This window comes from Ideonella livida, assembly GCF_010499455.1.
In the GTDB taxonomy this organism is placed as follows: Bacteria; Pseudomonadota; Gammaproteobacteria; order Burkholderiales; family Burkholderiaceae_C; genus Ideonella; species Ideonella livida.
The window spans coordinates 219,125-245,328 of the sequence record NZ_JAAGOH010000002.1; the positions used below are offsets into that span (position 1 = coordinate 219,125).

The window sequence follows — 26,204 nt, forward strand, 5'->3', positions numbered from 1 at the left end:
TCCAATGGATTACAGCTCATCCGAGAAGATCGACGGCCGGATGTGGAACACCGGGGCCTTGTCCATGCCGGGCAGGCGGTGCTTGATGGTCAGGCGGTCTTTCTCATGGCGCAGGTGCCCACGGGCGCGCAGCAGCTCCGCCACGGCCTTGGAGTCGAAGCCCTTGCACATGTCGCGCTTGAAGGCCTCAGGCAAGACCAGGTATTCCACCAGGGCATCCGTTCTGTCGCGCCACTCGGGGCCGGTCTTGCTCTCCAGGTACTCCACGGCGGCATCAAACTTGAGCGGCTCGCCTTCCGTGTTGACCATGCGCTTGAAGCCGTTACGCAAGGGCGTGTTGCCCCGGTGGTCATCCATGGCCCGATGCGTCCAGGTGAACAGGGCGTCGCCGTTTTTCTCCAGGTAGGCGCGCACCTGGCGCAGCATGGCGGCATCTTCCCCGTTGTCCAGGTGGCCACGGGCGGCCAGCCAGGCATTGAAGCAAGACCGGGCGGCGCTGGCGGCGTGGCCCGCCGGCCAGGGCAGGATGCCGGCTTCGGTGGCCAGCTCGCCCGCAGCGGCCACCAGCGCAAAGCGGGTGCCCACGCGGCGCACCTGTTCGCTGGCGGCTTCAGGGACCATCTGGCCCTTGAAGCGCTCCAACATGCCGCCATCGCCGATCAGGCGGCCCGGCAGGGCCTCATGCCGGGCGGCCAGCCATTCCAGCCAGGTGCGGCCGGCGGTGCCGTAGTGGCGGGCCGCCGCACGGGTGACGGCATCGGCCAGGGCGCCCGGCCCATCGTGCCCGTGCAGCACCTCCAAGCCCCCCATGCCAGCGCCAGCGTCCAAGGGAATGTCCACCATGCGCACTTCCTGGCCGGCCATCACACGCTTGCCGGATTCGGCCATGTGGTCGGCCAAGCTCTTTTCCCCGGATGACAGGAACAGCAGGCGCCAAGTGCGGCGCTTGCGGTTCAGCCCGTTGCGGGTGTTGCGACCCTTCTCCTGTTCATTGGCCAGCAGGTAAGCGCAGTCCCCCACCACCTTGCCGTCCACCTGGCCGATTTCATCCAGGATCAGGGTTCCGTCACAGTGCTGCACCGCTGTGGCTTCCAAGGCGTTGTCCGTGGTGCGCCAGCGCTGCATGTAGGCCGGGCGGCCCCACACGCTGGCGGCCACCTTCAGGGCCGTGGTCTTGCCCTTGCTGGAGTCGCCCCGGAAGTGAAAGCCCCCACTCTCCAGGCTGGCCGCGCGCAGCAGGGGGCCGGCCAGGGCGCAGCCAATGGCAAAGGCAAGGCGGCTGTTCCCCTCCGCCAGGGCGGCCACGCGGGTTTGCCAGTCGGCAAGCTCGCCATGCTGGCGGAAGGTATCTTCCATGCCCGCTTCACTTTGGAAGACGTAGCGGCGCGGGGTGCCGGTGTCCGGGTCGGTGTCGGTGTCGGTGTCGGTGGTGGCAATGGGCGCGGTGTCGGTGTCGTCGGCCGCATCCTCCCCCCCAGCGCCAGCGGTGCAGGCGTCTGCACTGGCTGGGCCGCCAATGCAGCCAGACGGCAACACGAACACCCCGCCGGGGTGCCAGCCCACGCGATCGGTGCAGGTCACACGCTGGCGGGGGTTGCGGGTGTCGATGTACTGGGCAACCAGGTTGCGGGCGCCGGTGCCGGGGGCCATCTGCAAGCCCATGTCGCGCAGGCGGGCGGCCCACTCTGCCCCCTCGCCACTCAGCAGAGAAGACGGCATGGCCCACACCTTGGGGTTTCCGTCCAGGTCGTTGAACTCCAGCAGGCAGCCCCAGCCGTTGGAGTCATCCGCACGGGTGCGGGCGGTCACGCGCAGCGGGGCACACAGCCAGCGGGGCGGCTTCTCGTTGCCGTCGCCATCGCGGGCGGTGAAGTAAACGCCATCCTCCAGCAGGGTGAAGGGGTCATGGGGCTGGCGCTTGGGGCGGGCACCACCAGCGCCAGCACCACCAGCGCCAGCACCACCAGCGCCAGCACCACCAGCGCCAGCCGGGGCGGCCTTCTGGGGCTTGCGGCGCGTGGGCGGGGGCTCGCCATCGTCCGGGGTGTCTTCATCGTCCCAGGGGGCCGCCTGGGGGCTTGGCGGGGCGGTGTCGTCGTTGGCCGGGCTGGCGCTGGTGCGGGTGTCGTTGGGGGTGTCCGTGCTGGCGCTGGTGGCCGCCTGGCCAGCGGCGCGGCGCACCTTGGGCAACAGGCTGGGCGCGGCCACGGCGGCCAGCACCTGGGCGCGCACGGCCTCAGGGCCGGCGGTGCTGGCCAGGTCGTTGAAGTCCGTCAGGCCGGCGGGGCGCTGGCCAGGCCACACGGGCAGCACCACCCCAGCGGGCGCACCTTCGGCCAGCACGGCGCGGGCGGCCTTCTCCGCCCCCAGGCGGCCGGGGTTCTTGCCGGTGCTGGCTTCGGTGTCCACGTCGTCATCCGCACACAGCAGCAGCAGGGCAGCGGGCAGGCGCTCCCGCAGGGTGCGGGCCACGTTCACCAGGTTGCCGGCATCCCAGGCCACAGCCACCGGCAGGCCTGTGCTTTCGTACAGGCTGGCCGCTGTGGCGTAGCCCTCCGCCACCAGCACCACGGGCACAAGCACGTCATGGCCCGCATCGGGCAGGCACTCCAGGCCCAGCAGGTGGAAACAGCCGGTTTTGCGGCCACCCGGCAGAAAGCGCTTTTCCCGGGCGCCTTTGGCCTCTTGCTCAGGCGTGGGGCGCTGGGGCGCGATGCGCTGCAGGTTGACCAGCTCGCCCGCCGGGTTGCGCACGGGCACCAGCACCGTGCCATCCGCCAGCGTGCGCACCCCGTGGGCCTGCACACCCTTGCGCACCAGGTACGGGGCCAGGGCCTGCGGGCTGGCCTGTTCTGGCTGGCCAGGCTCACCCGCCCCGCCTGCCTCATCCCACAGGCGCACCGCCTCACGGGCGGCTTGATCGGCGCGGCGCCGATATTCGGCCTCTTCCGCTTCACGCTGGCGCTGGCGTTGCTGGGCTTGCCGCTCCGCCAGGGCCTGGGCTTGCGCCTGGGCCGCCTCATCCACCACAGCCGGCCCGCCGGCCACCTCAGAGAAGCGGAAACCGTGGTCTTTGGCTACGCCAAACAGCGTGCCAATGGTCACGCGCCCGCCGGCCTTGATGCTGCGCCAAGTGTCCTTGGCGTCGGTGCTGCTGTAGGCCTTGCCGGTCTGGCTCCAGCCGTCCCACAGGTCAAAGCCCACCGAGTCGGGGAACTCCGATTTCACGGCCATGCCCAGGCGCACCCAGGTTTCACGGTCCAGGTCCGGCGGGATGGCGGCCAGGGCCTCCCGCACCAGCTCGGGCGTGATCTGGCGGGCAGGTGCTGGCGCTGGTGGTGGGATGGTTCGCTTGGTGGGCATGAGGGGGGGCAACAGGGGGCGGGGCATGGCGACCGGGCAGGCAGTGCAGAAGGCCCCGCCGCAGGGGTCAGAAGGCCCGCCAGGGCACGCGGCCGGGCGGGCGTGGGGGTCAGGGCATGGTGGGGCCCGTCAAGGGCTGCAGGCTGGCCGCGCCCAGGGCAACGCCAACGGCCGCACCCAGCGGGCCACCCTCCGGCGGGCCGGCCTCATCCAGCGCCAGCGCCAGCAGGTGGGCACAGGCAGCCAGAAGAAAGGACTCCGGCCGGTCTTCGGTGAACTCAGGCCGGAAGGCGTGGCGCACACCGGCCACGGCCGCATCAAAGGCGCCGCGCAGGTCGGGCGGGTCTTCACCCAGGCACTGGGCCACCAAGTGCAGGCGGTAGCGGTCCGCGTTGTCAGAACCAGGCAGGTGCAGCGCCAGGCGGGCCAGCTCCTGGGCGGTGAGTTCAGGCAGGGGCATGGGCAGGCCGGCCAGGACGGCGGCTGACGTGGTGGTCATGGTGGTGGGCTTGGTGGTGGTCAGGGTGGGCATGGATGAATCCCCAGTGGTGGCGGGCAACAGGCAAGGCGCGCAACGCTGCCCGCCGGGGCAGTGCGCAGCCAATGCAATGGGTGAAGCGCCCGGCCAGGCCGTGGGCGCGTTGTGGACCTTGCTGCACGGGCCCTGCGGTGCAGTCCGGGCCACTTGTGCAGACGTTTGCACCGCATGAACCAGGCGCCGGGCCATGTGGCCAGGCCATGCAGCGGCGCGACTGGCAGCGCCAGCCTTGTGCAGATTCGCCATGGGTCAGCCCCCTACAGTGGGGCCAACGGCCCGCAGGCCACGCCTTGCGGCCCAGCGGGCCGCCTCTCGGGGACACTTGTGGGCGCAACCCTGCCCCTCCACCTCAGCGCTAATCGAGTTCTGTAGCTCTGAGGCATTGGCGGCAATGGCTTCCATGGCATTGGCCACCAGCTCCCAAGCGTGGCCGGAGTGGTTGCCCGTGTAAAAGCCGGGCGACTGCATGGCTTGCAGCACCAGGTGTGCCAGTGTTTCGATGGTGGCCAACTGGGCGTTCGCCACCATGTGGATCGTCTCCAGCGCCTCCCGTGCACCGGCCAGATCGCCCACCAACTCGGAAGCGTGCCCGGGGTTCTTGTCAGGGGCGCTCATCATTCGCCCCCTTCCAGGCGTGCCAGCAGCGGCAGGGCAGCCACCCAGCGCACGTGACCACGCAGGGCAGCACGCAGCACCAGGGAGCGCGCCAGACGGCGCAGGTAGTGGCGGGGGACGTAAGGGGCGGCAGTTGCTGGCGCTGGAATGCGCGCAGCGGCGCCGGAAGGGCCGGCGTTGCGGGTCTTCATGGTCAGGCTCCTACGGGAACTTGATAACCACCCGGCACCGTTTTGAAGCGGCAGCGGGTGGGCGGGATGTTCAAAACACGTCCGTAGTCGTGCGGCCAGCCTTGCGGTATGGCCCATCCCGCCCATTGACCATGCGCCAGCGCTGCGACAAGGCGCAGCACGGCCAGAATTTGGACGTGACAAAGCCGCGCTGTCGGGGCGGCTATCCGCTACGGAAGGGGTGTTTTGAAGCACCTGCAGCCAGTGTAAGCCAGCACCCGGCCAAGGCGTCAAGGTGCTGGCGCTGGTGGGCATGTGGGCGTAGTGGCTGGGTGTGGTCACGTCTGGCCCTTCTGGGTGCGCTGGCGCACCTCTTGCCCGTACCGCACCAGGTGGCCGCAGGTGGGGCACAGCGGGCCTTGTGCTTGCGGTGCAGCCTCTTCAGTGGCCACCATGGCAGCAAAGCCAAACCGGCCCGTCAGGGGCCAGCGCAGGCCACGGGTGCGGGCGCAGGTGCACACGTCACCCAGGGGCGGCGCAACAGGGCCAGCGGGGGCGCTGGTGGGGCTGGGCTGGGGTTTCATGCCTGCGGCGCTCCCCGCTGGGCGTCTGCTAATCGGGCTTGCACCCAAGCCATGCAGGCCGATTCAGACCAGGCCACACAGCGCGGGGTGATCTGAACCCCGCGTGGCGCTTTGCCTTGGTCAATCAGGGTGTACCAAGTGCTTTTTCCAACGCCTACCAGGCGCAAGACCTCCGGCAGGCGAATGAGACGGTCACGGGTGACCGGCTGGGCTTTGCCAGCGTCGTGAACGAGTTGGGGGGTGAACATGGGCGGCTTCTCCATCGCAGTCCGCCCGGGTGTTGATTCGTTCAGGGCGGTGCGAATGGATCATGCGGCGCGCCCATCCTTCTGTAATCCCGGAAAGTCGTCGCACTTTCCGGGGGTGGCATCGGCACCAGGCGGCTCCGTTTTGTAGGTGTCGCACCAGTCTGCGCGGGTTCCACCGTTCCGCCTCCACCGCTCCCAGCGTTCCGCCAAACTCCACTCGTGGTGTGCCTTGGGAACGTTACCTCCCGACGTACGCAGATAGGGCCGAATTTCTGACAGGCTGGGCCACGCTCCAAGGCCTTCCGCGACGTGCTGCCGAATCCATGACTCAGCCGCCGTTGCACCCCATCCAACATGCGAACCAACCTCTTCAAAGAGGCCCTTATCTATGGGTCGATCAAGATCCGCAGCAAGCAACCCGATAGCAATTTCATAAGCCTTAGGGGCCAACTGTTTCCGCGCCTTGACTCCGGCTTGGTTGGTGCCCGCCGGTATAGCGGGGCCAAACACTGCATCCCACGATTTCGCATCACCAACGGCTACCCGCTGATACCGAGCTACAAAAGCGGACGCCAACCATCCAGGCACCGGTAAGCCGTGCGCTACACAAGCAGCAACAGCCTCAAGGACAGCCCCACCGTCCCCGCACATCACCTCTAACCGCAAGGCCAACGCTCGACGGGCAGCAAGCTCCCGGGCAAGTCCCCAGGCTGCCAATGGATAAGTATCTAAAAGCATGCCCGCTTGATCATGTAGCGCATTCAAAGCGGCAACGTCTTCCGCTGATAGCTGGGCACCACTAGCCTCCCGTTCCTGTAGCTCTGCCAGTCGCCAAAAGTCGCACTGAAGAGGCGGCGGGGAGTCACCCAGACCACAGACAACTGCGCTCAGCACCCGAGCCCTATCCATTTCCCGCATGTCGCCCGCTATTTCCTAGGTTCACAAGCTCCCGCCCAATAAGGATGCACCGTGCCACCCTGCGGGGGCGGGATGCTGGCAAGGGATCAGCAAGCCAGGGCACGGCGCCGGTGAACTGTACGGCCTTGCACTCCAAAGCCCGGCAAAGGCGCATGACATGAGGCCCCACTACAGCCCCGCCAGTGCAAACGTCTGGACGCGCCGGCATTGGGGCGCCGGGGGTGTTGCCATCGCGGCCACTATCCAGGCAAGTGCACCAGGGTGCAGGCCAGGCTAGGCCATTCAACCCCCCCACCCCTAGAAACTCGCGCGCGCAAAAATCCAGCTACGCGGTCGGTCTCCCAGGTGGGACACCTAGAGATTCAGCCCCCCCCTACCCGGGCAGGCATGCCCACAACTGGCGCACTTCCAAGGGGATGCGCCAGGGCCCGCAGGCACGCAGCCCAGCAAGGGCCATGCCGCACGGCCCGTGGGCCAGCAAGGCAGGAGGCACAAGAGCCATAGACAAAACCTATTAAACAAACCCCTCCCCCCCCGAATTTCGGCATTTTGTGCACGGAGAGAAGACGGCGGTATGCGGAATATAGGGTTCTGACTTTTTAACCCCCCTCCCACCATAGGCAAAACCTATTTTCTGGGGCGAATCGGGCTCTGAAGTCAGGCGCCCGACTGGTGCAAAGCACAGGCCAGACAGGGGGGCACCGGGAACAGAAGGAAGGGAAGGAAGGTCTCTCTCTCTTCTCTCTGTCCCCGTGTCCCCGCCCTGTCCCCGCCGCTGTCCCCGTCAGTCACTGGCGGCTAAGCCATTGATTCATATAGGATCAAGCCCTTCTGTCCCCGCCTGTCCCCGTGTCCACGGCGGGGTGTGCACCTTCCAGGTTTTTGCCCTGTGTTGTTTCTGGTGCCTGCCCAGGCTTGCCCATGGCGCGAAGAGTGAACCCGCACCGCCCCCCGGCGGCCCGGCTGGACGTGCTGGCCCAGGGGCTGGCCAGCCTGCAGCGGCTGGGCCTGCAGGGCTTGCATGGGGGTCATGGGCTGGACTGGGCTGTACGTTCATCCACCCCCTGGGCGCAGGCGCACCCCTGGGCCTGGCCCTGCCAGGCAGGCCAGAAGGACGAAGGCCCGGCAGGGCCGGGCCAGGGTGTGGAGTGGCAGGCGTGGTGCCCACTGCGGCCACCAGCGCCGCACCAGCGCCAGCACCAGGGCGGGCGGCTGGGCAGTTGCGTGGGCGGTTGGCTGGCTGGCAGCCTGCCCCGGTGCTGGGCTCAGGCCGCAGCGTTGCCGGGGCGCAGGGGCACCACGTCCGCCCCGCCCCGCTTGAGGCGGTCCAGGTAGTCGGCCCACGCTTGCATCATGGTGCGGCGCTGGTCCAAGAACTCGGTGCGGTTGTAGGCCCGGCCCAGGGCATCGGGCACCGCGTGGGCCAACTGGGCCTCTATCACTTCAGGCGGAAAGTTCAGGCGCTCATGCAGCAGGGTGCGGGCCATGGCGCGCACCCCGTGCCCGCTCATCTCATCCTTGCCAAAGCCCATGCGGCGTAGGGCGGACAAGATGGCGTTGTCACTCAAGGGCCGCTCATCCGTGCGGGGGCTGGGAAAGCAGAAGCGGCCATGTCCGGTCAGGGGCTGCAGCTCCTGCAGCACCGCCACGGCCTGGAGGGACAGGGGCACCAGGTGGGGCGCACCTGTGGCCTTGCCGGTCAGGCTGCGTTTCATGCGGGCGGCTGGAATGGTCCAGGTGCTGGCGGTCAGGTCCATTTCTGCCCACTCTGCGGCGCGCAGCTCGCCGGGGCGCTGGAAGACCAGGGGCGCCAGGCGCAGGGCGGCCCGGGTAACGGCATGGCCCCGGTAGTCGTCAAAGGCGCGCAGCAGCTCGCCCACGCGGCCGGGCTCGGTAATGGCGGCGTGGTGACTGGTGCGCACGGGTGGCAGGGCGTCCCGTAGGTCGGTGGTGGGGTCACGCTCACACCGGCCGGTAGCCACCCCGTAGCGGAAGACCTGGCCGGCGGCCTGCCGCACCCGGTGGGCGGTTTCCAGCGCGCCCCGCCCTTCCACACGCCGCAGGCAGGCCAGCACGTCAGGCGCCTTGATGGCGGCCAGGGGCAGGCGGCCCAGCCAGGGGAACAGGTCTTGTTCCAGGCGTATGCGGGTGCGCTCGGCATGGTTGGCGCTCACCTTGTGGCTGTGGACCCGCTCCAGCCATTCACGGGCCACTGGCTCGAAAGCATCCACCGGGGGCAGGCCTGCGGCTTCCCGCTTGGCCTCTTGGTGCTGGCGCTGGGCATCGGCCCTGGCTTGCTTGCGCACGTCGCTGGGGTCAACGCCCTGGCTCACCAGGGCGCGAGCCTCCTCAGCCTTGCGGCGGGCCAGGGCTAGGCCCGTGTCGGGGTAGGTGCCCAGGCTCAGGGTTTTTCGCACGCCTTGAACGCTGTAGTCCAGACGCCAGCCGTGGGCGCCCCCTTTGACGAACAACAGCAGGTACAGGCCCGCGCCATCGCTCAGGCGCCTGCGGGAGTCGCCGGGCTTGATGTTGCGGATGGTGGTGTCACCGGGGATCAGCTCTCGGGCCATGGTGCAGTAACTCCAGGCATGCAGTAACCAGACGGGGGCGGTTACTGTAAAGGTTACTGCGGCAAGGCCTGGCAGCTAGCGGAAGACCGTGGACCACCACGGACAAAAAAAAGGCCTAGAGGTTTGATTCTCTAAGCCTTTTTGGACTTCCACGGACTTCCGTGGAACTAGATGTGGTGGAGCCGGGGGGAATTGAACCCCCGTCCGCAAGCCATCGCCAGGTAGATCTACACGCTTAGCTGTCTGGTTTGAGTCTCATCTGCCCGACCGCGCAGCAGCACGCTGACAGGCAAACCAGCCACGAGATCTTGCCAACGGATGTGTGGCCCATCCGCCAGCCAGCCCATGTGAATGACCTCTCAGCGCTTGCCTTGCGGCTCACGCCCGGCCCATGGGCCAACCGTTGAGAGGCTCACCGGTGTTTAAGCGGCGAGGGCAAACTTTTCGTCGTTTGCAGTTACTTTGTTCCAGTGGTTTAACGAGCGGACTGGTGCTCGGCATGCCCTATCCCAACTCCGCACCCACGTCGAAACCAGGTCGGCCCCAGGAAAGCTCTTTAGTCTAAGCGATTCCAAGCCAGCTGGCCAGGGCTTGGGGGCTGTCCACCAGGGCATCAGCCCCCCAGGCCACCGGCGGCTCACCGTCGCCCAGGTAGCCCCAGAGCGCCGCCACGGTGGCCATGCCGGCAGCACGGCCGGCCTGCACATCTCGCAGGTCATCGCCCACGTAGAGCACCTGCGCAGGCGACACACCCAACTGCCGGGCCGCATGCCACAGCGGCTCGGGGTGCGGCTTGGCGTGGGGCGTCGTGTCGCCACAGACCAGCACACCGGGCGCAGGCATCAAGGCCAGACCACGCACCAGGGGTTCTGCAAACCGCGTGGCCTTGTTGGTCACGACGCCCCAGGGCAGGCCCGCCGCCGCCAGGCCATCCAGCACCGCCTGGATACCAGGAAACAGGCCCGTCAACCACAACATGCGTGCCTCGTAAAGGTCAAGGAACCGGTCGCGACGGGCCACGAAGTCCGCGTCCTGCGGCCGCAGGCCCAGCCCCCGCTCCAGCATGCCGCGAGCACCTGTGCCCACATACGGCCGCAGCAGGGCCTGGGCCAAGGGTGCAAGCCCCAGCTCGGCTCGCAGGTCATTGAGGGCGCCGGCCAGGTCCGGCGCACTGTCCACCAGGGTGCCATCCAGGTCAAACAGCACGGCTTGCAGCGCGGGTGCGCCAGGGCGGTCGGGAGCGTCCATCACACCCGCCGGCAGGCCACCAGGTAATTGACACTGGCATCGGCGCTGAGCCGGTAGCGCTGGGTCAGCGGATTGAACTCCAGTCCGGCCATGGCAAAGGCCGCCAGCCCGGCCTGCCGCGCCTGCGCCGCGAGCTCCGCCGGGCGGATGAATCGCTGGTGGTCGTGGGTACCCTTGGGGATCATCTTGAGCACATGCTCCGCCCCGACGATGGCCAGGAGGTAGGACTTGAGGTTGCGGTTGAGCGTGGAGAAGAACACCGTGCCACCAGGCCGCACCAGCGTCGCACAGGCCTGCACCACGCTGGCGGGTTCGGGCACATGCTCCAGCATCTCCATGCAGGTGACCACATCGAACTGGCCCGGCATCTCCTGCGCCAGGGCCTCGGCCGCCACCTCGCGGTAGTCCAGCTGCACGCCGGCCTCCATGGCGTGCAGCCGAGCCACTTTCAGCGGCTTGGGCGAGAGGTCGATGCCGGTCACCCGGGCGCCGGCCTGGGCCATCGACTCGGCCAAGATGCCACCGCCACACCCGACGTCCAGCACCCGGGCGCCGGTGATCTGGGCCTGCTGGCGGATCCAGTCCAGCCGCAGGGGATTGATCTGATGCAGGGGCTTGAACTCCCCATCAGGATCCCACCAGCGGTGGGCGAGTTCGCCGAACTTGTCGAGTTCAGCCGCGTCGGCATTGAGCATGGCCAGTCCCGCTTGGGGCGTTGGAGTTGCATGAAAAAACCCCGCCGCAGCGGGGTTCGGATGACAGCGCTGAGGCGTCAGGTCACTTCACGACGGTGCGGGTGCCCACCACCTCGATCTCGACGCGGCGATTCTTCGCCTTGCCTTCCTTCGTGCGGTTGTCGGCCTCAGGCTCCTTGGAACCCTTGCCTTCGGTGTAGACGCGGTTGCGCTCCACGCCCTTGGACACCAGGTACTCCTTGACGGCGTCGGCGCGACGCTGGGAGAGCTTCTGGTTGGCCGCTTCGTTGCCGTCGCTGTCGGTATGGCCGGTGATGATGATCACTTCCAGCGCCATGCCCTTGATCTTCGACACCAGGTCGTCCAGCTTGGCCTTGAACTCGGGCGCCAGCGTGGCACCACCCACGGCGAACAGGCCGTCACCCGCGAAGGAAACCTTCTCGGTGGCGGGCTTGGGCGCGGGCGGCGGAGCCGGAGGTGCCGGCGGAGCGGGCGGGGTGACCACAGGCGGAGCCACCACCACCGGAGCCGGCACCGGCGCGGCCACGGGGGCCGGCGCAGGAGCGGGCGCCGGGGCCGGAGCGGGCGCCGGGGCCGGAGCGGGGGCTGCCGCCGGCTTGGCCGGAGCGCCGCAACCCGCAGCAGCAGTGGCCGGGGTCCAGTTGGCATCGCGCCAGCAGTGCTCGGCGGTACCGTTCTTCCACACGGTGCCGTCGGCACCGCGCCAGTTGTCGATGGTCTGGGCCATGGCGCCCGACATCGGAGCCGCCAGGGCGGCAGCGGCGAACAACATCGCCACCTTGTTCATCTTCGTCATGATTCTCCTCACGGATGGACCGTACTCACCTGCGTCGATCCCGGCCAAGGGGGCGCCGGGTCTGCGAACCAGTCTGTCGAGGTCAGACCAATGGCAAAAAGATTCTGCCATAGCGCCCCGGACGGCCAGATTGTGTTGCGATGGAGCAGTTTCGCGTGGTTTTCTGTTGCAGTGTTGATACAGGCATAAGCCCTTAGAATCCGAACTTTTGCCAGAAGTTTTGGCACCCGTGTGACAGTCAGCCCGTGGCGCGCGCGCCACGGGCGGGTGATCGTCGGGACCAGGTGCGGCCCAGCCCGGGCACACCACTTCGGCACAGGCAGAGACCGCTCTCCTCCATGACTCAATTCGCCAAGGAAACCCTGCCCATCAGCCTCGAGGAGGAGATGCGGCGTTCCTACCTGGATTACGCGATGAGCGTGATCGTCGGCCGGGCACTCCCCGACGCCCGGGACGGATTGAAGCCGGTGCATCGCCGCGTGCTGTTCGCGATGCACGAGCTCAACAACGACTGGAACCGGCCCTACAAGAAGTCGGCCCGTATCGTCGGCGACGTCATCGGTAAGTACCACCCGCACGGTGACACGGCGGTGTACGACACCATCGTGCGCATGGCCCAGGACTTCTCGCTGCGCCACATGCTGGTCGATGGCCAGGGCAACTTCGGCTCGGTCGACGGCGATAACGCTGCGGCGATGCGGTACACCGAGATCCGGCTGTCCAAGATCGCCCACGAGATGCTGGCGGACATCGACAAGGAAACCGTCGATTTCGGCCCCAACTACGACGGCTCCGAGAAAGAGCCCCTGGTGCTGCCCACCCGGCTGCCGAACCTGCTGGTCAATGGCGCGGCCGGCATCGCCGTGGGCATGGCCACCAACATCCCGCCGCACAACCTCAACGAGGTGGTGGACGCCTGCCTGCACCTGCTGAAAGTGCCTGACGCCACGCTGGACGAGCTCATGGAGATCATCCCGGCGCCGGACTTTCCCACGGCCGGCATCATTTATGGCATGGCCGGCGTGCGCGAGGGCTACCGCACCGGCCGGGGCCGGGTGGTCATGCGCGCCCGGGTGCACTTCGAGGACATCGACCGCGGCCAACGCCAAGCGATCATCGTTGACGAGATCCCCTACCAGGTCAACAAGAAGACGCTGCTCGAACGCATTGCCGAGCTGGTGCACGAGAAGAAGCTGGAAGGCATCAGCCACATCCAGGATGAATCCGACAAGTCGGGCATGCGGGTGGTCATCGAGCTCAAGCGCGGTGAAGTACCCGAGGTCGTACTGAACAACCTCTACAAGCAGACTCAGCTGCAGGACAGCTTCGGCATGAACATGGTCGCCCTGGTGGACGGCCAACCGAAGCTGTGCAACCTCAGGCAGCTGCTGGAAATCTTCCTGGAACACCGCCGCGAGGTGGTGACCCGGCGCACGGTGTACGAGCTGCGCAAGGCGCGCGAGCGCGGCCACGTGCTGGAAGGCCTGGCCGTCGCGCTGGCCAACATCGACGAGTTCATCCGCATCATCAAGGAATCGCCGACGCCGCCGATGGCCAAGGCCGCCCTGATGAACGTGGGCTGGGACAGCTCGCTGGTGCGCGAGATGCTGTCCCGTGCCGAAGGCGAGAACCCCGGTGGGGCCTCGGCTTACCGCCCCGAGGGACTTCCGGTCCACTTCGGCATGCAGGCCGACGGCCTGTACCGACTGTCGGACGACCAGGCCGGCGAGATCCTGCAGATGCGCCTGCAGCGCCTGACCGGCCTGGAGCAGGACAAGATCGTCGGCGAGTACAAGGACGTGATGGCGCAGATCGCCGATCTGCTGGACATCCTGGCCAAGCCCGAGCGTGTGACCTTCATCATCAGCGAGGAGCTGGTGGCGCTGCGTCAGGAGTTCGGCCAGACCAAGCTGGGCGCACGCCGCTCGACCATCGAGCACAACGTGCAGGAGCTGGGCACCGAGGACCTGATCACCCCCACCGACATGGTGGTGACGCTCAGCCACACCGGCTACATCAAGAGCCAGCCGCTGGCCGAGTACCGGGCCCAAAAGCGTGGAGGCCGCGGCAAGCAGGCCGCCAGCACCAAGGATGACGACTGGATCGACCAGCTGTTCATCGCCAACACGCACGACTGGATCCTGTGCTTCTCCAACCGTGGCCGCGTCTACTGGCTGAAGGTCTGGGAGGTGCCGCAAGGTGGCCGGGCTTCGCGCGGCAAGCCCATCGTCAACATGTTCCCGCTGCAGCCCGACGAAAAGATCACTGTCGTGCTGCCGCTCACGGGTGAGTTCCGCAGCTTCCCCGAAGACCACTTCGTGTTCATGTGCACGGCGCTGGGCACGGTCAAGAAGACGGCGCTGCCGGACTTCAGCAACCCGCGCAAGGCCGGCATCATCGCCGTCGACCTGGACGAGGGCGACTACCTGATCGGTGCGGCCCTGACCGACGGCAAGCACGACGTGATGCTGTTCTCTGACGGTGGCAAGGCCGTGCGATTTGACGAGGATGACGTGCGCCCGATGGGCCGCCAGGCCCGTGGCGTGCGCGGCATGATGCTGGAGGAGGGCCAGCGCGTGATCGCCATGCTGGTGGCGGAGGACGAGAGCCAGAGCGTGCTGACCGCCACGGAGAACGGCTACGGCAAGCGCACCTCCATCGTCGAGTACACCCGCCACGGCCGCGGCACCAAGGGCATGATCGCCATCCAGCAGAGTGAGCGCAACGGCAAGGTGGTGGCCGCCACCTTGGTGCGTGCCGAAGACGAGATCATGCTGATCACCGACAAGGGCGTGCTGGTGCGCACCCGGGTTTCCGAGATCCGCGAGTTGGGCCGTGCCACGCAAGGCGTCACGCTCATCGCGCTGGACGACGGCAGCAAGCTCAGTGGCCTGCAGCGCATCGTCGAGAACGATGCCCAGGCTGAACCAGGCGCCGAGGCCGACGAGGCCGGCGCTCCCGACCAAGGAACCGATGCATGACCCGTGCCCTGACCTCCCTCGTGCTGGCCCTCACGCTGGCCGGTGTCGCGCCGCTGGCGCAGGCCGACGCCCGCAAGGAGCTGGCCCAGAAGGCGGTGCAGCTGCACACCCAGGCCTACGAAAACGTGGCCAAGATGCTGGTGGTGCAAGTGATGCAGCCCATCGTCAGCGGCGTGGGACAGGCCCTGCAGCGCCTGCCGGCCGAACGGCGGGACGCCGTGGGCAAGGAACTGCAGCCGGAGGTCAAGAAGTTCCAGGATGAACTGGATGCGCTGCTCAGGGACCGGGCACAGAAGCTGGCGCCGGCGGTGCTGCAACCGATGTTCGAGAGCAAGTTCACCGAGGAGGAGCTTCGACAGCTCATCGCCTGGCTGGAGTCCCCGACCTCGCGCAAGTACGCCGCCGTGGGCGCCGAGATGAGCGCCGCCCTGCAGCAGAAGGTGGTGGGAGAGACCAAGGCCCAGGTCGACCCCAAGATCAAGGCGCTGCAAGACAGCCTGGCCGCCAAGCTCAAGGCCGCCGCCGAGAAGAAGTGAGCCCCTCATGAGCCAGCGTCCCTTCAATTTTTCGGCCGGCCCGGCCGTGCTGCCCGAGTCGGTGCTGCGCACCGCCGCCGCCGAGATGCTCGACTGGCACGGCAGCGGCATGGGCGTGATGGAGATGAGCCACCGCGGCAAGGAGTTCCAGTCCATCCACGCCCAGGCCCTGGCCACCGTGCGTGAGCTGCTGCAGGTGCCCTCGGAATTCCACATCCTGTTCATGCAGGGCGGCGGCCTGGGCGAGAACGCCATCGTGCCGCTGAACCTCTCTGGCGGCGGCGCGGTGGACGTGGTGGTCACCGGCGCCTGGAGCCAGAAGTCGCTCAAGGAGGCGGGCCGCTACGCGCAGGCCCGCGTCGCCGCCAGCGGCGAGGCCGGTGGCTTCCGGGACATCCCGGACCCGCGGAACTGGCAGCTGCGCACAGAGGCCGCCTATGTGCACCTGTGCAGCAACGAGACCATCCACGGTGTGGAGTTCCACACCCTGCCCGACCTGCGTGCCCTGGGCTGCGATGCACCGCTGGTGATCGACTGCTCCTCGCACATCCTCTCCCGCGCCATCGACTGGTCCCGCGTGGGCCTGGCCTTCGCCGGTGCCCAGAAGAACATCGGCCCGGCCGGCGTGACGCTGGTCTTCGTGCGCGAAGACCTGCTCGACCGCGCCCTGCCCCTCTGCCCCTCGGCCTTCAATTACCGCACCGTGGCCGACAACGGCTCCATGTTCAACACCCCCCCGACCTACGGCATCTACATCGCCGGGCTGGTGTTTGACTGGATCCGCGACCAGGGTGGTGTGGCCGAGATGGAGCGCCGCGCCATCGAGAAGGCAGGCCTGCTGTATGCAGCGCTGGACGGCAGTGGCGGCTTCTACCGCAACGAGGTGGCCGCCCCCGCCCGCTCGCGGATGAACATACCCTTCTTCCTGGCCGATCCGGCCTTGAACGAGACTTTCCTGGCCGGCGCCAAGGAGCGCGGCCTGCTGCAGCTCAAGGGCCACAAGTCCGTGGGCGGCATGCGTGCCTCCCTCTACAACGCCATGCCCCTGGACGGTGTCCGGGCGCTGGTGGACTACCTGCAGGACTTCGCCCACCGCCATGGCTGACCACGCCCCGACCCCACCCGCCGTGCAGCCCGAGCTGCTGGCCCTGCGCGACCAGATCGACGCGCTCGACCGCGACCTGCTGGAGATGCTCAACCGCCGTGCCGGATTGGCGCTGGCGGTGGGTGAGCTCAAGAAGAAGGAAGGCTCCGTGGTCTTCCGGCCCGAGCGAGAGGCGCAGGTCATCGACGGACTCAAAGGCCGCAACCCGGGACCGCTCAAGACCGACAGCATCGCCCCGATCTGGCGCGAGATCATGTCGGCCTGCCGGGCGCTGGAGACCCCCACCCGCGTGGCCTACCTCGGCCCGGCGGGCACCTTCAGCGAAGAGGCCGCCCTGGGCTATTTCGGCTCCTCCATCGTGCGGGTGCACTGCGCGAGCATTGACGATGTGTTCCGCACCACCGCTGCCGGTGCGGCCGACTTCGGCGTGGTGCCTATCGAGAACTCCACCGAGGGCGTAGTGGCCCGGTCGCTGGACATCTTTCTGACCACGCCGCTGTTCATCATCGGCGAGACCAGCCTCTACGTGCGGCACAACCTGCTGCGCAAGGAAAACACCCTGGAAGGCATCCAGGCGGTGTGCGCCCATCCGCAGGCCCTGGGACAGTGCCACAACTGGCTGTCCGCCCACCTGCCGCATGCCGAACGGCGTCCGGTCTCCAGCAACGCCGAGGGCGCACGGCTGGCGGGGCTGGACCCCACGGTGGCAGGCATTGCCAGCCTGCGCGCGGGCAGCGAATACGGCCTGCATGTGGTCTCACCGGCCATCCAGGACGACGTCCACAACCGCACCCGCTTTGTCATCGTGACCGACCCTTCGCGGCATCCCGCGCCGCGCGCCTCCGGCCACGACTGCACCAGCCTGGTGGTGTCGGTGAAGAACCGTCCCGGCGCCGTGCACGACATGCTGGTGCCGCTCAAGCAGCACGGCGTCTCCATGACCCGCTTCGAGTCGCGTCCGGCCCGCTCAGGTCAGTGGGAGTACTACTTCTACATCGACTTGCAGGGCCATCCCGACGAGCCCCACGTGGCCACGGCGCTGGCGGCGCTGCGTGACGCCTGCGCCTATTTCAAGGTGCTGGGCACTTATCCCCTGGACGTGCACTGAGCCGCAGACGAGAGCGGAAACGACGATGTTCAAGCAACTGGGTGTGATCGGCTGCGGCCTCATGGGAGGCTCCTTCGCCCTGGCCATGAAACAGGCCGGACTGGTGGAGAAGGTGATCGGCTACAGCAAATCGCCCTCCACCACCGAACGGGCCAGACAGATGGGCGTGATCGACCAGGCAGCAGAATCGGCGCTGCTGGCGGTCTCCGGCGCCGACATCGTGCTGCTGGCGGTGCCGGTCTCGGCCACCGAGGCCACCTTCCGGGCCATCCGGCACCTGGTCAACCCCAATGTCCTGTTCATGGACGTGGGCAGCACCAAGCGCGACGTGATCGACGCCGCCCGTCGGGTGCTCAAGGAGCGCTGCACCACCTTCGTGCCGGCCCATCCGATTGCCGGCAAGGAGCTGGCCGGTGTGCAGTACGCCGACTCGCAGCTCTACCGCGACCGCCAGATCATCCTCACGCCGATCGACCAGACCGCACCGCACATGGTGGACAAGGCCCGGGCCCTGTGGACCGCCCTGGGCTGCCAGGTGACCACCATGACGCCGGAGGCCCACGACGCGGCCTTTGCCGCGGTCAGCCACTTTCCCCATCTCATCGCCTTCGCCTATTTCGCGGGCATCCTGCAGCAGCAGGAAAGCGACGAATTCTTGGCGCTGGCTGGCCCGGGCTTCCGCGACTTCACCCGCATCGCCGCCAGCGATCCGGCGGTCTGGCGGGACATCCTGATCGCCAACCGCGAGGAAGTGCTGCGCCAGTCCGAACGCTTCCGCGGCGCCCTGGGCGCGCTGGAGCAGGCCCTGCGCGAATGCAAGGGCGAGGCCCTGGAAGCGCTGATCCGCGGCGTGTCCATGGCCCGCAGCCAGTGGCGCATGGGCGCGCAGCCGCCCCGCCGCGGCTGAAGCCCGCCACCCCATACCCTCCAGACGGTCCGGGCCCCTCGCCCGGGCCCGGAGTCTCCCCCCCGGCCTGACGGCAGGTCCGCCGTCGGGCATGCCTCGATCAGCCGTTCCCGCGAGAAGCCGCATGTTCACCACCGCCTTCCTTGACGTTCCGGCCCTGGTGCGCGCCGCCGGCACCGTGCGCCTGCCCGGCTCCAAGAGCATCTCCAACCGTGTGCTGTTGCTGGCGGGCCTGGCCCAGGGCACCACGGAAGTTCACGACCTGCTCGACTCTGACGACACCCGCGTCATGCTCGCAGCGCTGCAGCAACTGGGATGTGGCCTGGAGCAGCAGGGCCGGGTCCTGCGGGTCACCGGTCTGGGCGGCCGGTTGCAGACCCGGGAGGCCGCGCTGTTCCTGGGCAATGCCGGCACCGCCATGCGGCCCCTGTGCGCCGCACTGGCCGTGCTGGCCAGCACCCAGGGCGGACAGTTCGAGCTCTCAGGCGTGCCCCGCATGCATGAGCGCCCCATTGGCGACCTGGTCGAGGCGCTGCGACAGCTGGGCTGCCCCGTGGCCAACCTGGGCCAGCCCGGCTACCCGCCCCTGCGCATCGGTGACGGCCAGGTACACCCCCTGGACACCACGACGCCGATCCGGGTGCGCGGCGACGTCTCCAGCCAATTCCTGACGGCCCTGCTGCTGGCCCTGCCGCTGCTCACCACCAATGCCCCGGTGACCATCGAGGTGGAAGGCGAACTGATCTCCAAGCCCTATATCGACATCACCCTGGGCCTGCTGGCCCGGTTCGGCATCGAGGTGCAGCGCCAGGGCTATGAACGTTTCGTGCTGCCGCAAGGCTCGGCCTACCGCACCCCGGGCAGCATCCACGTCGAGGGCGATGCCTCCTCGGCCTCGTACTTTGTGGCGCTGGGCGCCCTGGCCGGCATCGACAGCGAAGTCCGCATCGAAGGCGTGGGCCTGGACGCCATCCAAGGGGACATCCGCTTTGTGGAGGCCGCGCAGGCCATGGGGGCCCAGGTGCGAGGCGGTCCCGGCTGGCTGGCGGTTCGTCGCGGCGCCTGGCCGCTCAAGGCCCTGGACCTGGATTGCAACCACATCCCCGACGCGGCCATGACCCTGGCCGTCATGGCGCTGTTCGCCGACGGGCCCACCCGCCTGCGCAACATCGCCTCCTGGCGTGTCAAGGAGACAGACCGCATCGCCGCCATGGCCTGCGAACTGCGCAAGGTCGGCGCCAGCATCGAGGAAGGGGCAGACTACATCGTCGTCACCCCACCGCAGCGCTGGCAGGCCGCCAGCATCCACACCTACGACGACCACCGCATGGCCATGTGCCTGTCACTGGCCGCCTTCAACCCGCTCAGCGACGCACCGGGCCGCGGCGTGCCCGTCCGCATCGAAGACCCCCGCTGCGTGGGCAAAACCTTCCCCGACTATTTCGAGACCCTCTTCGAACTGGCCGAGGCGGCCGCCGGGGCCGTGCCGGTGATCGCGGTGGACGGGCCGACCGCTTCGGGCAAGGGCACCCTGGCCGCACAGGTCGCCCAACGCCTGGGCTACCACCTGCTGGACTCGGGCGCGCTCTACCGCGCCACCGCCTTGGCGGCCCAAGAGGCGGGCGTGAGCCTGGACGACGAGGCCGGCCTGGCCACCCTGGCTGCGGGCCTGGACCTGCGCTTTGCCGACCACCGTGTGTTCCTGGGCGGCCGCGACATCACCGACCCGCTGCGGCTCGAGGCCACCGGTGGCCTGGCCTCGCGGGTCTCGGTGCACCCGGCCGTGCGCCAGGCGCTGCACGCACTGCAACTGGGCTTCCGCCGCCTGCCTGGCCTGGTGGCCGACGGCCGCGACATGGGCACCGTGATCTTTCCGGAAGCCGAGCTCAAGGTGTATCTCACGGCCACCGCCCGCCAGCGCGCCGAACGCCGGCAACGGCAATTGGCGGAGCGTGGCGTTTGCGCTAAACTTGATGAGCTTTGCGCTGACTTGGAGCAACGCGACCGACGGGACCAAACCCGCGCGGTGGCGCCACTCAAGCCGGCCGAGGACGCCCTTCTGCTGGACAACTCTGAACTGGGCATCGAGGAATCGGTGCAGCGGGTTCTGGGCTGGTGGCAGCAGGGCAGGCCGTTCCAGCGGGTCTGAGCGCCATCGGCGCCAAGACCCGCGGTGCGGCGGGGCCCACCGCCCCTCCCTCCTGGCCCGTCAGGGCCGCCTGGGGGCGGTGAACTCTTCAACTCCAACCCTGTTGCGCGCCCGCGCAGCAATCGTCTTCCGGCCTGCCGGCCGGTGTCAGGTACCCCATGTCCCAGTCTCAAGTCGCCGCCTTCGGCGGAGAATCCTTTGCCGCCTTGTTCGAGGAGTCGCTGCAACAGTCCGAAATGCGGGCTGGTGAGGTGATCACCGCCGAGGTGGTGCGCATCGACCACAGCTTCGTCGTCGTCAACGCCGGCCTCAAGTCCGAAGCCTACGTGCCCATCGACGAGTTCAAGAACGACCAGGGCGAGGTCGAGGTCCAGGTCGGCGACTTCGTGTCGGTGGCCATCGATGCCGTGGAGAACGGCTACGGCGACACCATCCTGTCGCGCGACAAGGCCAAGCGTCTGGCCTCGTGGCTGTCGCTGGAAAACGCCCTGGAGTCTGGCGACTTCGTGACTGGCACCGTCTCCGGCAAGGTCAAGGGTGGCCTGACCGTGCTGGTCAACGGCATCCGCGCCTTCCTGCCCGGCTCGCTGCTCGACACGCGTCCTGTCAAGGACATGTCGCCGTTCGAGGGCAAGACCATGGAATTCAAGGTCATCAAGCTCGATCGCAAGCGCAACAACGTGGTGCTGTCGCGTCGTGCCGTGGTGGAAGCCTCCATGGGCGAAGAGCGCGCCAAGCTGCTGGAAACCCTGCACGAAGGCGCCATCGTCTCCGGCGTGGTCAAGAACATCACCGAATACGGTGCGTTCGTGGACCTGGGCGGCATCGACGGCCTGCTGCACATCACCGACATGGCCTGGCGCCGTGTGCGTCACCCCTCCGAGGTGGTGACCGTCGGCCAAGAACTGACCGCCAAGGTCCTGAAGTTCGACGCCGAGAAGAACCGCGTCTCCCTGGGCATCAAGCAGCTGGGCGACGACCCCTGGATGGGCGTGGCCCGTCGCTACCCGACCAGCACCCGTCTGTTCGGCAAGGTGACCAACATCGCCGACTACGGCGCCTTCGTCGAGATCGAGCCGGGCATCGAAGGCCTGGTGCACGTCTCCGAAATGGACTGGACCAACAAGAACGTTGCGCCGTCCAAGGTCGTGACCCTGGGCGAAGAAGTCGAAGTGATGGTGCTGGAGATCGACGAAGACAAGCGTCGCATCTCCCTGGGCATGAAGCAGTGCCGCGCCAACCCGTGGGAAGAGTTCTCGGCCACCGTCAAGCGCGGCGACCGCGTCAAGGGCCCCATCAAGTCGATCACCGACTTCGGCGTGTTCGTGGGCCTGGCTGCCGGCATCGACGGCCTGGTGCACCTGTCCGACCTGTCGTGGCACGAGGCTGGCGAAGCCGCTGTGCGCAACTACAAGAAGGGCCAGGAGGTCGACGCCATCGTTCTGGGCATCGACGTCGAGCGCGAGCGCATCTCCCTGGGCATCAAGCAGCTGGATGGCGACCCCTTCGCCACCTTCACCTCGGTCAACGACCGTGGCTCCATCGTCAACGGCGTGGTCAAGACCGTGGACCCGCGCGGCGCTGAAGTCCAGCTGGCCGACGACGTGCAAGGCTACCTGCGCGCCTCCGAAATCAGCCGCGACCGCGTCGAAGACGCCCGCAACGTGCTGAAGGAAGGCGACGAAGTCTCGGTGATGATCGTCAACGTGGACCGCAAGACCCGCAACATCCAGCTGTCGATCAAGGCCAAGGACCAAGCCGACCAGCAGGAAGCCATGCAGCGTCTGTCGCAGTCCAACGAGCGCGAGAACGCCGGCACCACCAGCCTGGGCGCCCTGCTGCGCGCCAAGCTGGACCAGGGCGGCAACTGATCAGCCCCTGATCAGGAAGTCCCCAGGTCCCCTGCCCCCAAGCCCTGTCCAAGACCATGACCCGATCCGATCTCGTGGCGCGCCTGGCTGAGCGCTTTTCACAGCTGCCTCAGCGTGACACCGAGCTGGCCGTCAAGACCATCCTCGATGCCATGACCGAGGCGTTGGCGCGCGGCCACCGCATCGAGATCCGGGGTTTTGGCAGTTTCTCGATCAACCGCCGCCCCCCGCGCATGGGCCGCAACCCGCGCAGCGGCGAGGCGGTGGTGATCCCGGAGAAGCTGGTACCCCACTTCAAGCCGGGCAAGGCCCTGCGCGAAGGCGTGGACGCGGCAGGTCAGGCGATGGCCTCGGACCCGAACTGAGACATGCGCCCCGTGGCGTGTGCAACCCCAAAGGGCCTTCGGGCCCTTTTTTCATGCCCGCTGCGCGCAGGCCATGGTGCCAGGCCGCGTTGACGAGGCCGATGCGGACCGGGAAGCCCCCCGCCAGGCTCCTAGAATGCGCCAGCGAGGACGGCATGAAATTTCTGCGCTGGCTCCTGAGAGCCTTTCTCTTCTTCACCCTGTTCGCGTTCGCCCTGAACAACCAAGACAGCGCGCAGGTGCATTGGTTCTTCGGCTACGTGTGGTCGGCCCCCATGGTGGTGATCGTCGCGGTCACCTTTGCCGCGGGCGCCGTCACGGGCGTGCTGGCCATGACGCCCAGCTGGTGGCGGCAGTGGCGACTGGCTGCCCCCGGCCGGAGACCGGCGGCCGAGCCCCCAGCCACCGCCCCGGACACCAGCGCACCGCCCCAGCTCCCCCCGGACGCCCCCACCCCGAGACGACATGGATCTTGATCCCCGATGGCTGCTGATCGGCCTGCCCCTGGCCTTTGCCCTGGGCTGGCTGGCTTCGCGGCTGGACCTCAGACAGCTGCGCGGCGAGCGCCCCGATGACAGCCGTGCCTACCACAAGGGCCTGGCCCTGCTGCTCAACGAGCAGCACGACAAGGCCATCGACGCCTTCATCGAAGCGGTGCAGCGCGACCCGGACTCCACCGAACTGCATTTCGCCCTGGGCGCACTGTTCCGCCGGCGGGGCGAGTTCGAACGATCGGTGCGGGTGCACCAGCACTTGCTGGACCGGGCCGACCTGAGCGAAGCCGACCACCACCGGGCCCAGCACGCGCTGGCGCAGGACTTCATGAAGGCGGGCCTGCTGGACCGTGCCGAGGCGGCTTACCAGGCCCTGTTGGGCAGTGTCTTTGACACCGAGGCCCGACTGGCCTTGCTGGGCTTGTACGAGCGCGGACGCGACTGGAGTTCAGCGCGCGACATGGCGGGCGCCTTGGAGAGGCATGGCCTGGGCTCCTTTGCCAACCGCATGGCGCATTACTGGTGCGAGACCGCCGCCGAGCGGGAGGCCAAGGGCGACCTGGAAGGCGCCGATGAGGCCCTGATCAAGGCCTGCGGCGTGCCCGCCACCACCGCCCGGCCCTGGCTGCAGCGGGGGCAGTTCCTGATGCGCCGGCAGCGGCTGCCTGCGGCCTTCGAGGCGCTGCATGAGATGGGGCTGCGCATGCCCGACCGTCTGGCGCTGGTGGCAGGCGACTATGCCGACCTGGCGGTGCGCACAGGCATGCAGGCGCTGGCGCAGGAGCGGCTGCAGGCCGCCTATGACAACGCCCCCAGCCTGGATCTGCTGGCAGCGCTGTGCCAGCTGGACGGGCAGGTGCTCAAGTCCTCACCGCGCCTGCTGCAGCATCTGCAGCAGAACCCGACCCTGAGTGCCGCCCAGCTGGCACTGGCTTCGCCATGGCTGCAGGAACGTGGTGAAGGCGACGCGGCCACGGCGCCCCTGACGGCCATTGGCCAGGCCGTGGGCCGGGCGGCCAAGCCGCTGCAGCGCTACCGCTGCGCCTGCTGCGGCTTCGAGGCCCAGCGTCACTTCTGGCAGTGCCCGGGTTGCCTGTCCTGGGACAGTTTTCCCCCGCGCCGGCTGGACGAGGCCTGACGCTCCGGCTCAAGACAGGCCGGCGGCCTGGCGCAGCACGGCCAGATCCTGCGGCCCGTAGGTGCGGGCCAGTTGCAGGTCGTTGCCCCCCTCGCCCACGTTGTGCTGGGCCAGCCCCTGGGCACGGGTCCCGGGCAGCTCGTAGTAGGCCCGGGGCAGGACCGCGAGCTGGCGCACGCCGGCACCACAACGCAGGGCAACCACATTGAGCCAGATGTCGTCGGCCCGGGGACAACAGGCGGTGAACGCCTCCCCTTGCGCGCGCAGCGCCTGCAGCACCGCCACCGGGTAGAGCACACCCGATACCCCGGTGGCGAAATGCAGCGGGCTGGGCGCAGTGCTGTGGCACTCGCCCCACTGCCGGTACGGCCTCAGCCCGCCCTGGGCCTCCAGGCCGATGCGGTGGGCGCGGTGGCAGTGCACCAGCCCAGGCTGGGCCAGATGGGCCTGCCACAGGGCTTGCAGCCAATCGGCGGGGTAGAGCTGGTCGTCGTCGGCGGTGACCGCCGGGCGCTCACAACCCCGGAGCGAGGTCACCAACGGGAAATACTTGGTGTGCGGGCCCCAGTCCGCTCCGGCGTGGACCTCCAGGCCGCGGGCCTGCAGGCGCTGCAGCGCCGCGGGCAGCCCGGCCGCCAAGGTTTCGTGCCCCACCCAGAGGGTCAGCCGCGACGGCTTGAGCCGCCCGGCAGCAATGCTCTCCAGCGTCAGGTGGACCTCTTGCAGCCGGGGGCCATACGTGGTGAGCGACACCACCGGCCCACCCGGCGCGACCACTGGTTCACGGCTGTGGAGGTTGGTTTGCTGCAGGCGCTGCATCCAGCCCGGCCGCCGCAGGCGCTTGACGCTGCGGCGGCCACGCGCCTGCAAGCGCGCCCAGGCCAGCGCCATCCAAGGCGCCTGGGTAGGTGCACTCACGGCACGCTCGACCACGCCTGGCGCAGCCAGTCCACGTTGCCGATGCGGCGGTACCAGCGGTGCCCGCCCCCTTCCAGCACGTCCGACATCTTGGGCGTGCCGGCAAAGACCACGATGCGCGCGTCTGCCGGTGGCTGCGGGTCGGCCAGGTAGCTCTTGAGGTGACGCGGCACGCAATGGTTCTTGAAGCTCACGCACAGGTGGCTGGGCCAGTAAGCCAGGTGGCCATGGGCCTGGAGCTGCGCGCTCTGGAACTGCTGAGAAATCTCGTAGTTCGACGTGGCGGCCGACGGGTCGGCGGTGAAGGCGTCGAGGATGTAGGCGTGCTCGCCGATCTCGTAGCGGAACACCGAGGAGTTGCCCACGCTGTGCAGGAAGCGGTCGCGCTCGGGGTTGATCTTGCGCAGCGGCTTGGCCCGGAACAGGTCGTCGTCCCGGATGATCAGGAACTTGCCGGGCAGCTCGAAGAAGGGCGACATGTCGCCCACGATCACCAGGTCCAGGTCCAGGAACAGCGAGGTGCCGCTCAGGCCGCCCAGGTCACGGCGGAACAGCGCCAGCTTGCGCCAGCGGGTGTCGGGGTGTCCCGGAGGCAGGCCCAGCTCCGGCAGGGGCATGGCTTCCACCTCCGGGCGCAGGCCGGTGGTGTCGTCGGTGAAGCAGACAAAGCGGAAAGGCCGCTTCAGGTGCCGCTGGACGCCTGCGTAGAGGTGGTTGACGTACTCGGGGCCGTACATGCGGCCCCATTTCATGCAGAGGATGTTGACAGGCTGGTTCATGGCTTGCGTAAAGCGGTCCAGCCGTCCGGCGGCGGAGCGCCGGGCATTGTCGCAGAGGGGGCGGGCCGGCCGGCAGCCCCCCTGGGC

The 26,204-nt window shown here is 68.2% G+C and carries 22 protein-coding genes and 1 other RNA gene; 10 read left to right on the top strand and 13 right to left on the bottom strand.

Features of this window, described 5'->3' with window-relative positions:
• Positions 1 to 9 precede the first annotated feature (9 nt).
• The 11 genes from G3A44_RS02940 to ompA all read right to left on the bottom strand — a co-directional run bounded on the left by G3A44_RS02940 (position 10) and on the right by ompA (position 11,766).
• Positions 10 to 3,363, bottom strand: a complete 3,354-nt coding sequence (locus G3A44_RS02940) for a DUF927 domain-containing protein (protein ID WP_163455991.1) — start codon at positions 3,361 to 3,363, stop codon at positions 10 to 12.
• Between the two features lie 109 nt (positions 3,364 to 3,472).
• The gene (locus G3A44_RS02945; RefSeq protein WP_163455992.1) at positions 3,473 to 3,895 is read right to left on the bottom strand and encodes a hypothetical protein; all 423 of its coding nucleotides are present in this window, start codon (positions 3,893 to 3,895) and stop codon (positions 3,473 to 3,475) included.
• A 255-nt stretch (positions 3,896 to 4,150) separates the two neighbouring features.
• Positions 4,151 to 4,516, bottom strand: coding sequence for a hypothetical protein (locus tag G3A44_RS02950; protein WP_163455993.1), 366 nt, complete (start codon positions 4,514 to 4,516; stop codon positions 4,151 to 4,153).
• Positions 4,516 to 4,707, bottom strand: coding sequence for a hypothetical protein (locus tag G3A44_RS02955; RefSeq protein ID WP_163455994.1), 192 nt, complete (start codon positions 4,705 to 4,707; stop codon positions 4,516 to 4,518). The genes G3A44_RS02950 and G3A44_RS02955 overlap by 1 nt, the downstream gene beginning before the upstream one ends.
• A 317-nt stretch (positions 4,708 to 5,024) precedes the next feature.
• Positions 5,025 to 5,270, bottom strand: a complete 246-nt coding sequence (locus G3A44_RS02960) for a hypothetical protein (protein WP_163455995.1) — start codon at positions 5,268 to 5,270, stop codon at positions 5,025 to 5,027.
• Complete coding sequence (locus tag G3A44_RS02965; RefSeq protein WP_163455996.1) at positions 5,267 to 5,518, bottom strand: helix-turn-helix transcriptional regulator; 252 nt, start codon at positions 5,516 to 5,518, stop codon at positions 5,267 to 5,269. Before G3A44_RS02965 ends, G3A44_RS02960 begins: the two co-directional genes overlap by 4 nt.
• 2,183 nt (positions 5,519 to 7,701) lie before the next feature.
• A complete protein-coding gene (locus G3A44_RS02970; RefSeq protein ID WP_163455997.1) occupies positions 7,702 to 9,006 on the bottom strand; it encodes a tyrosine-type recombinase/integrase in 1,305 nt (434 codons plus the stop codon).
• A gap of 174 nt (positions 9,007 to 9,180) precedes the next feature.
• Positions 9,181 to 9,551: a transfer-messenger RNA gene (gene ssrA, locus G3A44_RS02975) on the bottom strand.
• A 16-nt stretch (positions 9,552 to 9,567) separates the two neighbouring features.
• Positions 9,568 to 10,254, bottom strand: coding sequence for a phosphoglycolate phosphatase (gph, locus tag G3A44_RS02980; RefSeq protein WP_163455998.1), 687 nt, complete (start codon positions 10,252 to 10,254; stop codon positions 9,568 to 9,570).
• Positions 10,254 to 10,949: a bifunctional 2-polyprenyl-6-hydroxyphenol methylase/3-demethylubiquinol 3-O-methyltransferase UbiG gene (gene ubiG, locus G3A44_RS02985; protein WP_163455999.1), complete on the bottom strand. Its 696-nt coding sequence runs from the start codon at positions 10,947 to 10,949 to the stop codon at positions 10,254 to 10,256. Before ubiG ends, gph begins: the two co-directional genes overlap by 1 nt.
• Before the next feature lie 82 nt (positions 10,950 to 11,031).
• The gene (gene ompA, locus G3A44_RS02990; protein WP_163456000.1) at positions 11,032 to 11,766 is read right to left on the bottom strand and encodes an outer membrane protein OmpA; all 735 of its coding nucleotides are present in this window, start codon (positions 11,764 to 11,766) and stop codon (positions 11,032 to 11,034) included.
• Positions 11,767 to 12,104: 338 nt separating this feature from the next.
• Between ompA and gyrA the strand changes: the two genes are divergently transcribed.
• The 10 genes from gyrA to G3A44_RS03040 all read left to right on the top strand — a co-directional run bounded on the left by gyrA (position 12,105) and on the right by G3A44_RS03040 (position 24,420).
• Positions 12,105 to 14,747: a DNA gyrase subunit A gene (gyrA, locus tag G3A44_RS02995; protein WP_163456001.1), complete on the top strand. Its 2,643-nt coding sequence runs from the start codon at positions 12,105 to 12,107 to the stop codon at positions 14,745 to 14,747.
• Positions 14,744 to 15,283, top strand: coding sequence for a DUF2059 domain-containing protein (locus G3A44_RS03000; RefSeq protein ID WP_163456002.1), 540 nt, complete (start codon positions 14,744 to 14,746; stop codon positions 15,281 to 15,283). Before gyrA ends, G3A44_RS03000 begins: the two co-directional genes overlap by 4 nt.
• Positions 15,284 to 15,290: 7 nt before the next feature.
• On the top strand, positions 15,291 to 16,388 hold the full coding sequence (serC, locus tag G3A44_RS03005; protein WP_163456003.1) for a 3-phosphoserine/phosphohydroxythreonine transaminase: 1,098 nt from the start codon (positions 15,291 to 15,293) through the stop codon (positions 16,386 to 16,388).
• Positions 16,381 to 17,496, top strand: coding sequence for a prephenate dehydratase (gene pheA / locus G3A44_RS03010; RefSeq protein WP_163456004.1), 1,116 nt, complete (start codon positions 16,381 to 16,383; stop codon positions 17,494 to 17,496). The genes serC and pheA overlap by 8 nt, the downstream gene beginning before the upstream one ends.
• A 25-nt stretch (positions 17,497 to 17,521) precedes the next feature.
• Complete coding sequence (locus G3A44_RS03015; RefSeq protein WP_163456005.1) at positions 17,522 to 18,403, top strand: prephenate dehydrogenase; 882 nt, start codon at positions 17,522 to 17,524, stop codon at positions 18,401 to 18,403.
• A gap of 124 nt (positions 18,404 to 18,527) precedes the next feature.
• The gene (locus tag G3A44_RS03020) at positions 18,528 to 20,552 is read left to right on the top strand and encodes a bifunctional 3-phosphoshikimate 1-carboxyvinyltransferase/cytidylate kinase (RefSeq protein ID WP_163456006.1); all 2,025 of its coding nucleotides are present in this window, start codon (positions 18,528 to 18,530) and stop codon (positions 20,550 to 20,552) included.
• A gap of 158 nt (positions 20,553 to 20,710) precedes the next feature.
• Positions 20,711 to 22,423, top strand: coding sequence for a 30S ribosomal protein S1 (gene rpsA, locus G3A44_RS03025; protein ID WP_163456007.1), 1,713 nt, complete (start codon positions 20,711 to 20,713; stop codon positions 22,421 to 22,423).
• Between the two features lie 56 nt (positions 22,424 to 22,479).
• The gene (locus G3A44_RS03030; protein WP_163456008.1) at positions 22,480 to 22,788 is read left to right on the top strand and encodes an integration host factor subunit beta; all 309 of its coding nucleotides are present in this window, start codon (positions 22,480 to 22,482) and stop codon (positions 22,786 to 22,788) included.
• A 155-nt stretch (positions 22,789 to 22,943) separates the two neighbouring features.
• Complete coding sequence (locus tag G3A44_RS03035) at positions 22,944 to 23,264, top strand: LapA family protein (protein WP_163456009.1); 321 nt, start codon at positions 22,944 to 22,946, stop codon at positions 23,262 to 23,264.
• Positions 23,254 to 24,420 carry a lipopolysaccharide assembly protein LapB gene (locus G3A44_RS03040; RefSeq protein ID WP_163456010.1) on the top strand — a complete coding sequence of 389 codons (1,167 nt, stop codon included), beginning with the start codon at positions 23,254 to 23,256 and terminating at the stop codon, positions 24,418 to 24,420. Before G3A44_RS03035 ends, G3A44_RS03040 begins: the two co-directional genes overlap by 11 nt.
• A 9-nt stretch (positions 24,421 to 24,429) precedes the next feature.
• Here G3A44_RS03040 and G3A44_RS03045 read toward each other — a convergent pair whose 3' ends face one another.
• Both G3A44_RS03045 and G3A44_RS03050 read right to left on the bottom strand, forming a co-directional pair.
• The gene (locus G3A44_RS03045) at positions 24,430 to 25,338 is read right to left on the bottom strand and encodes a glycosyltransferase family 2 protein (protein ID WP_163456011.1); all 909 of its coding nucleotides are present in this window, start codon (positions 25,336 to 25,338) and stop codon (positions 24,430 to 24,432) included.
• Positions 25,335 to 26,117 carry a hypothetical protein gene (locus G3A44_RS03050; protein ID WP_163456012.1) on the bottom strand — a complete coding sequence of 261 codons (783 nt, stop codon included), beginning with the start codon at positions 26,115 to 26,117 and terminating at the stop codon, positions 25,335 to 25,337. Before G3A44_RS03050 ends, G3A44_RS03045 begins: the two co-directional genes overlap by 4 nt.
• Between the last annotated feature and the right edge of the window lie 87 nt (positions 26,118 to 26,204).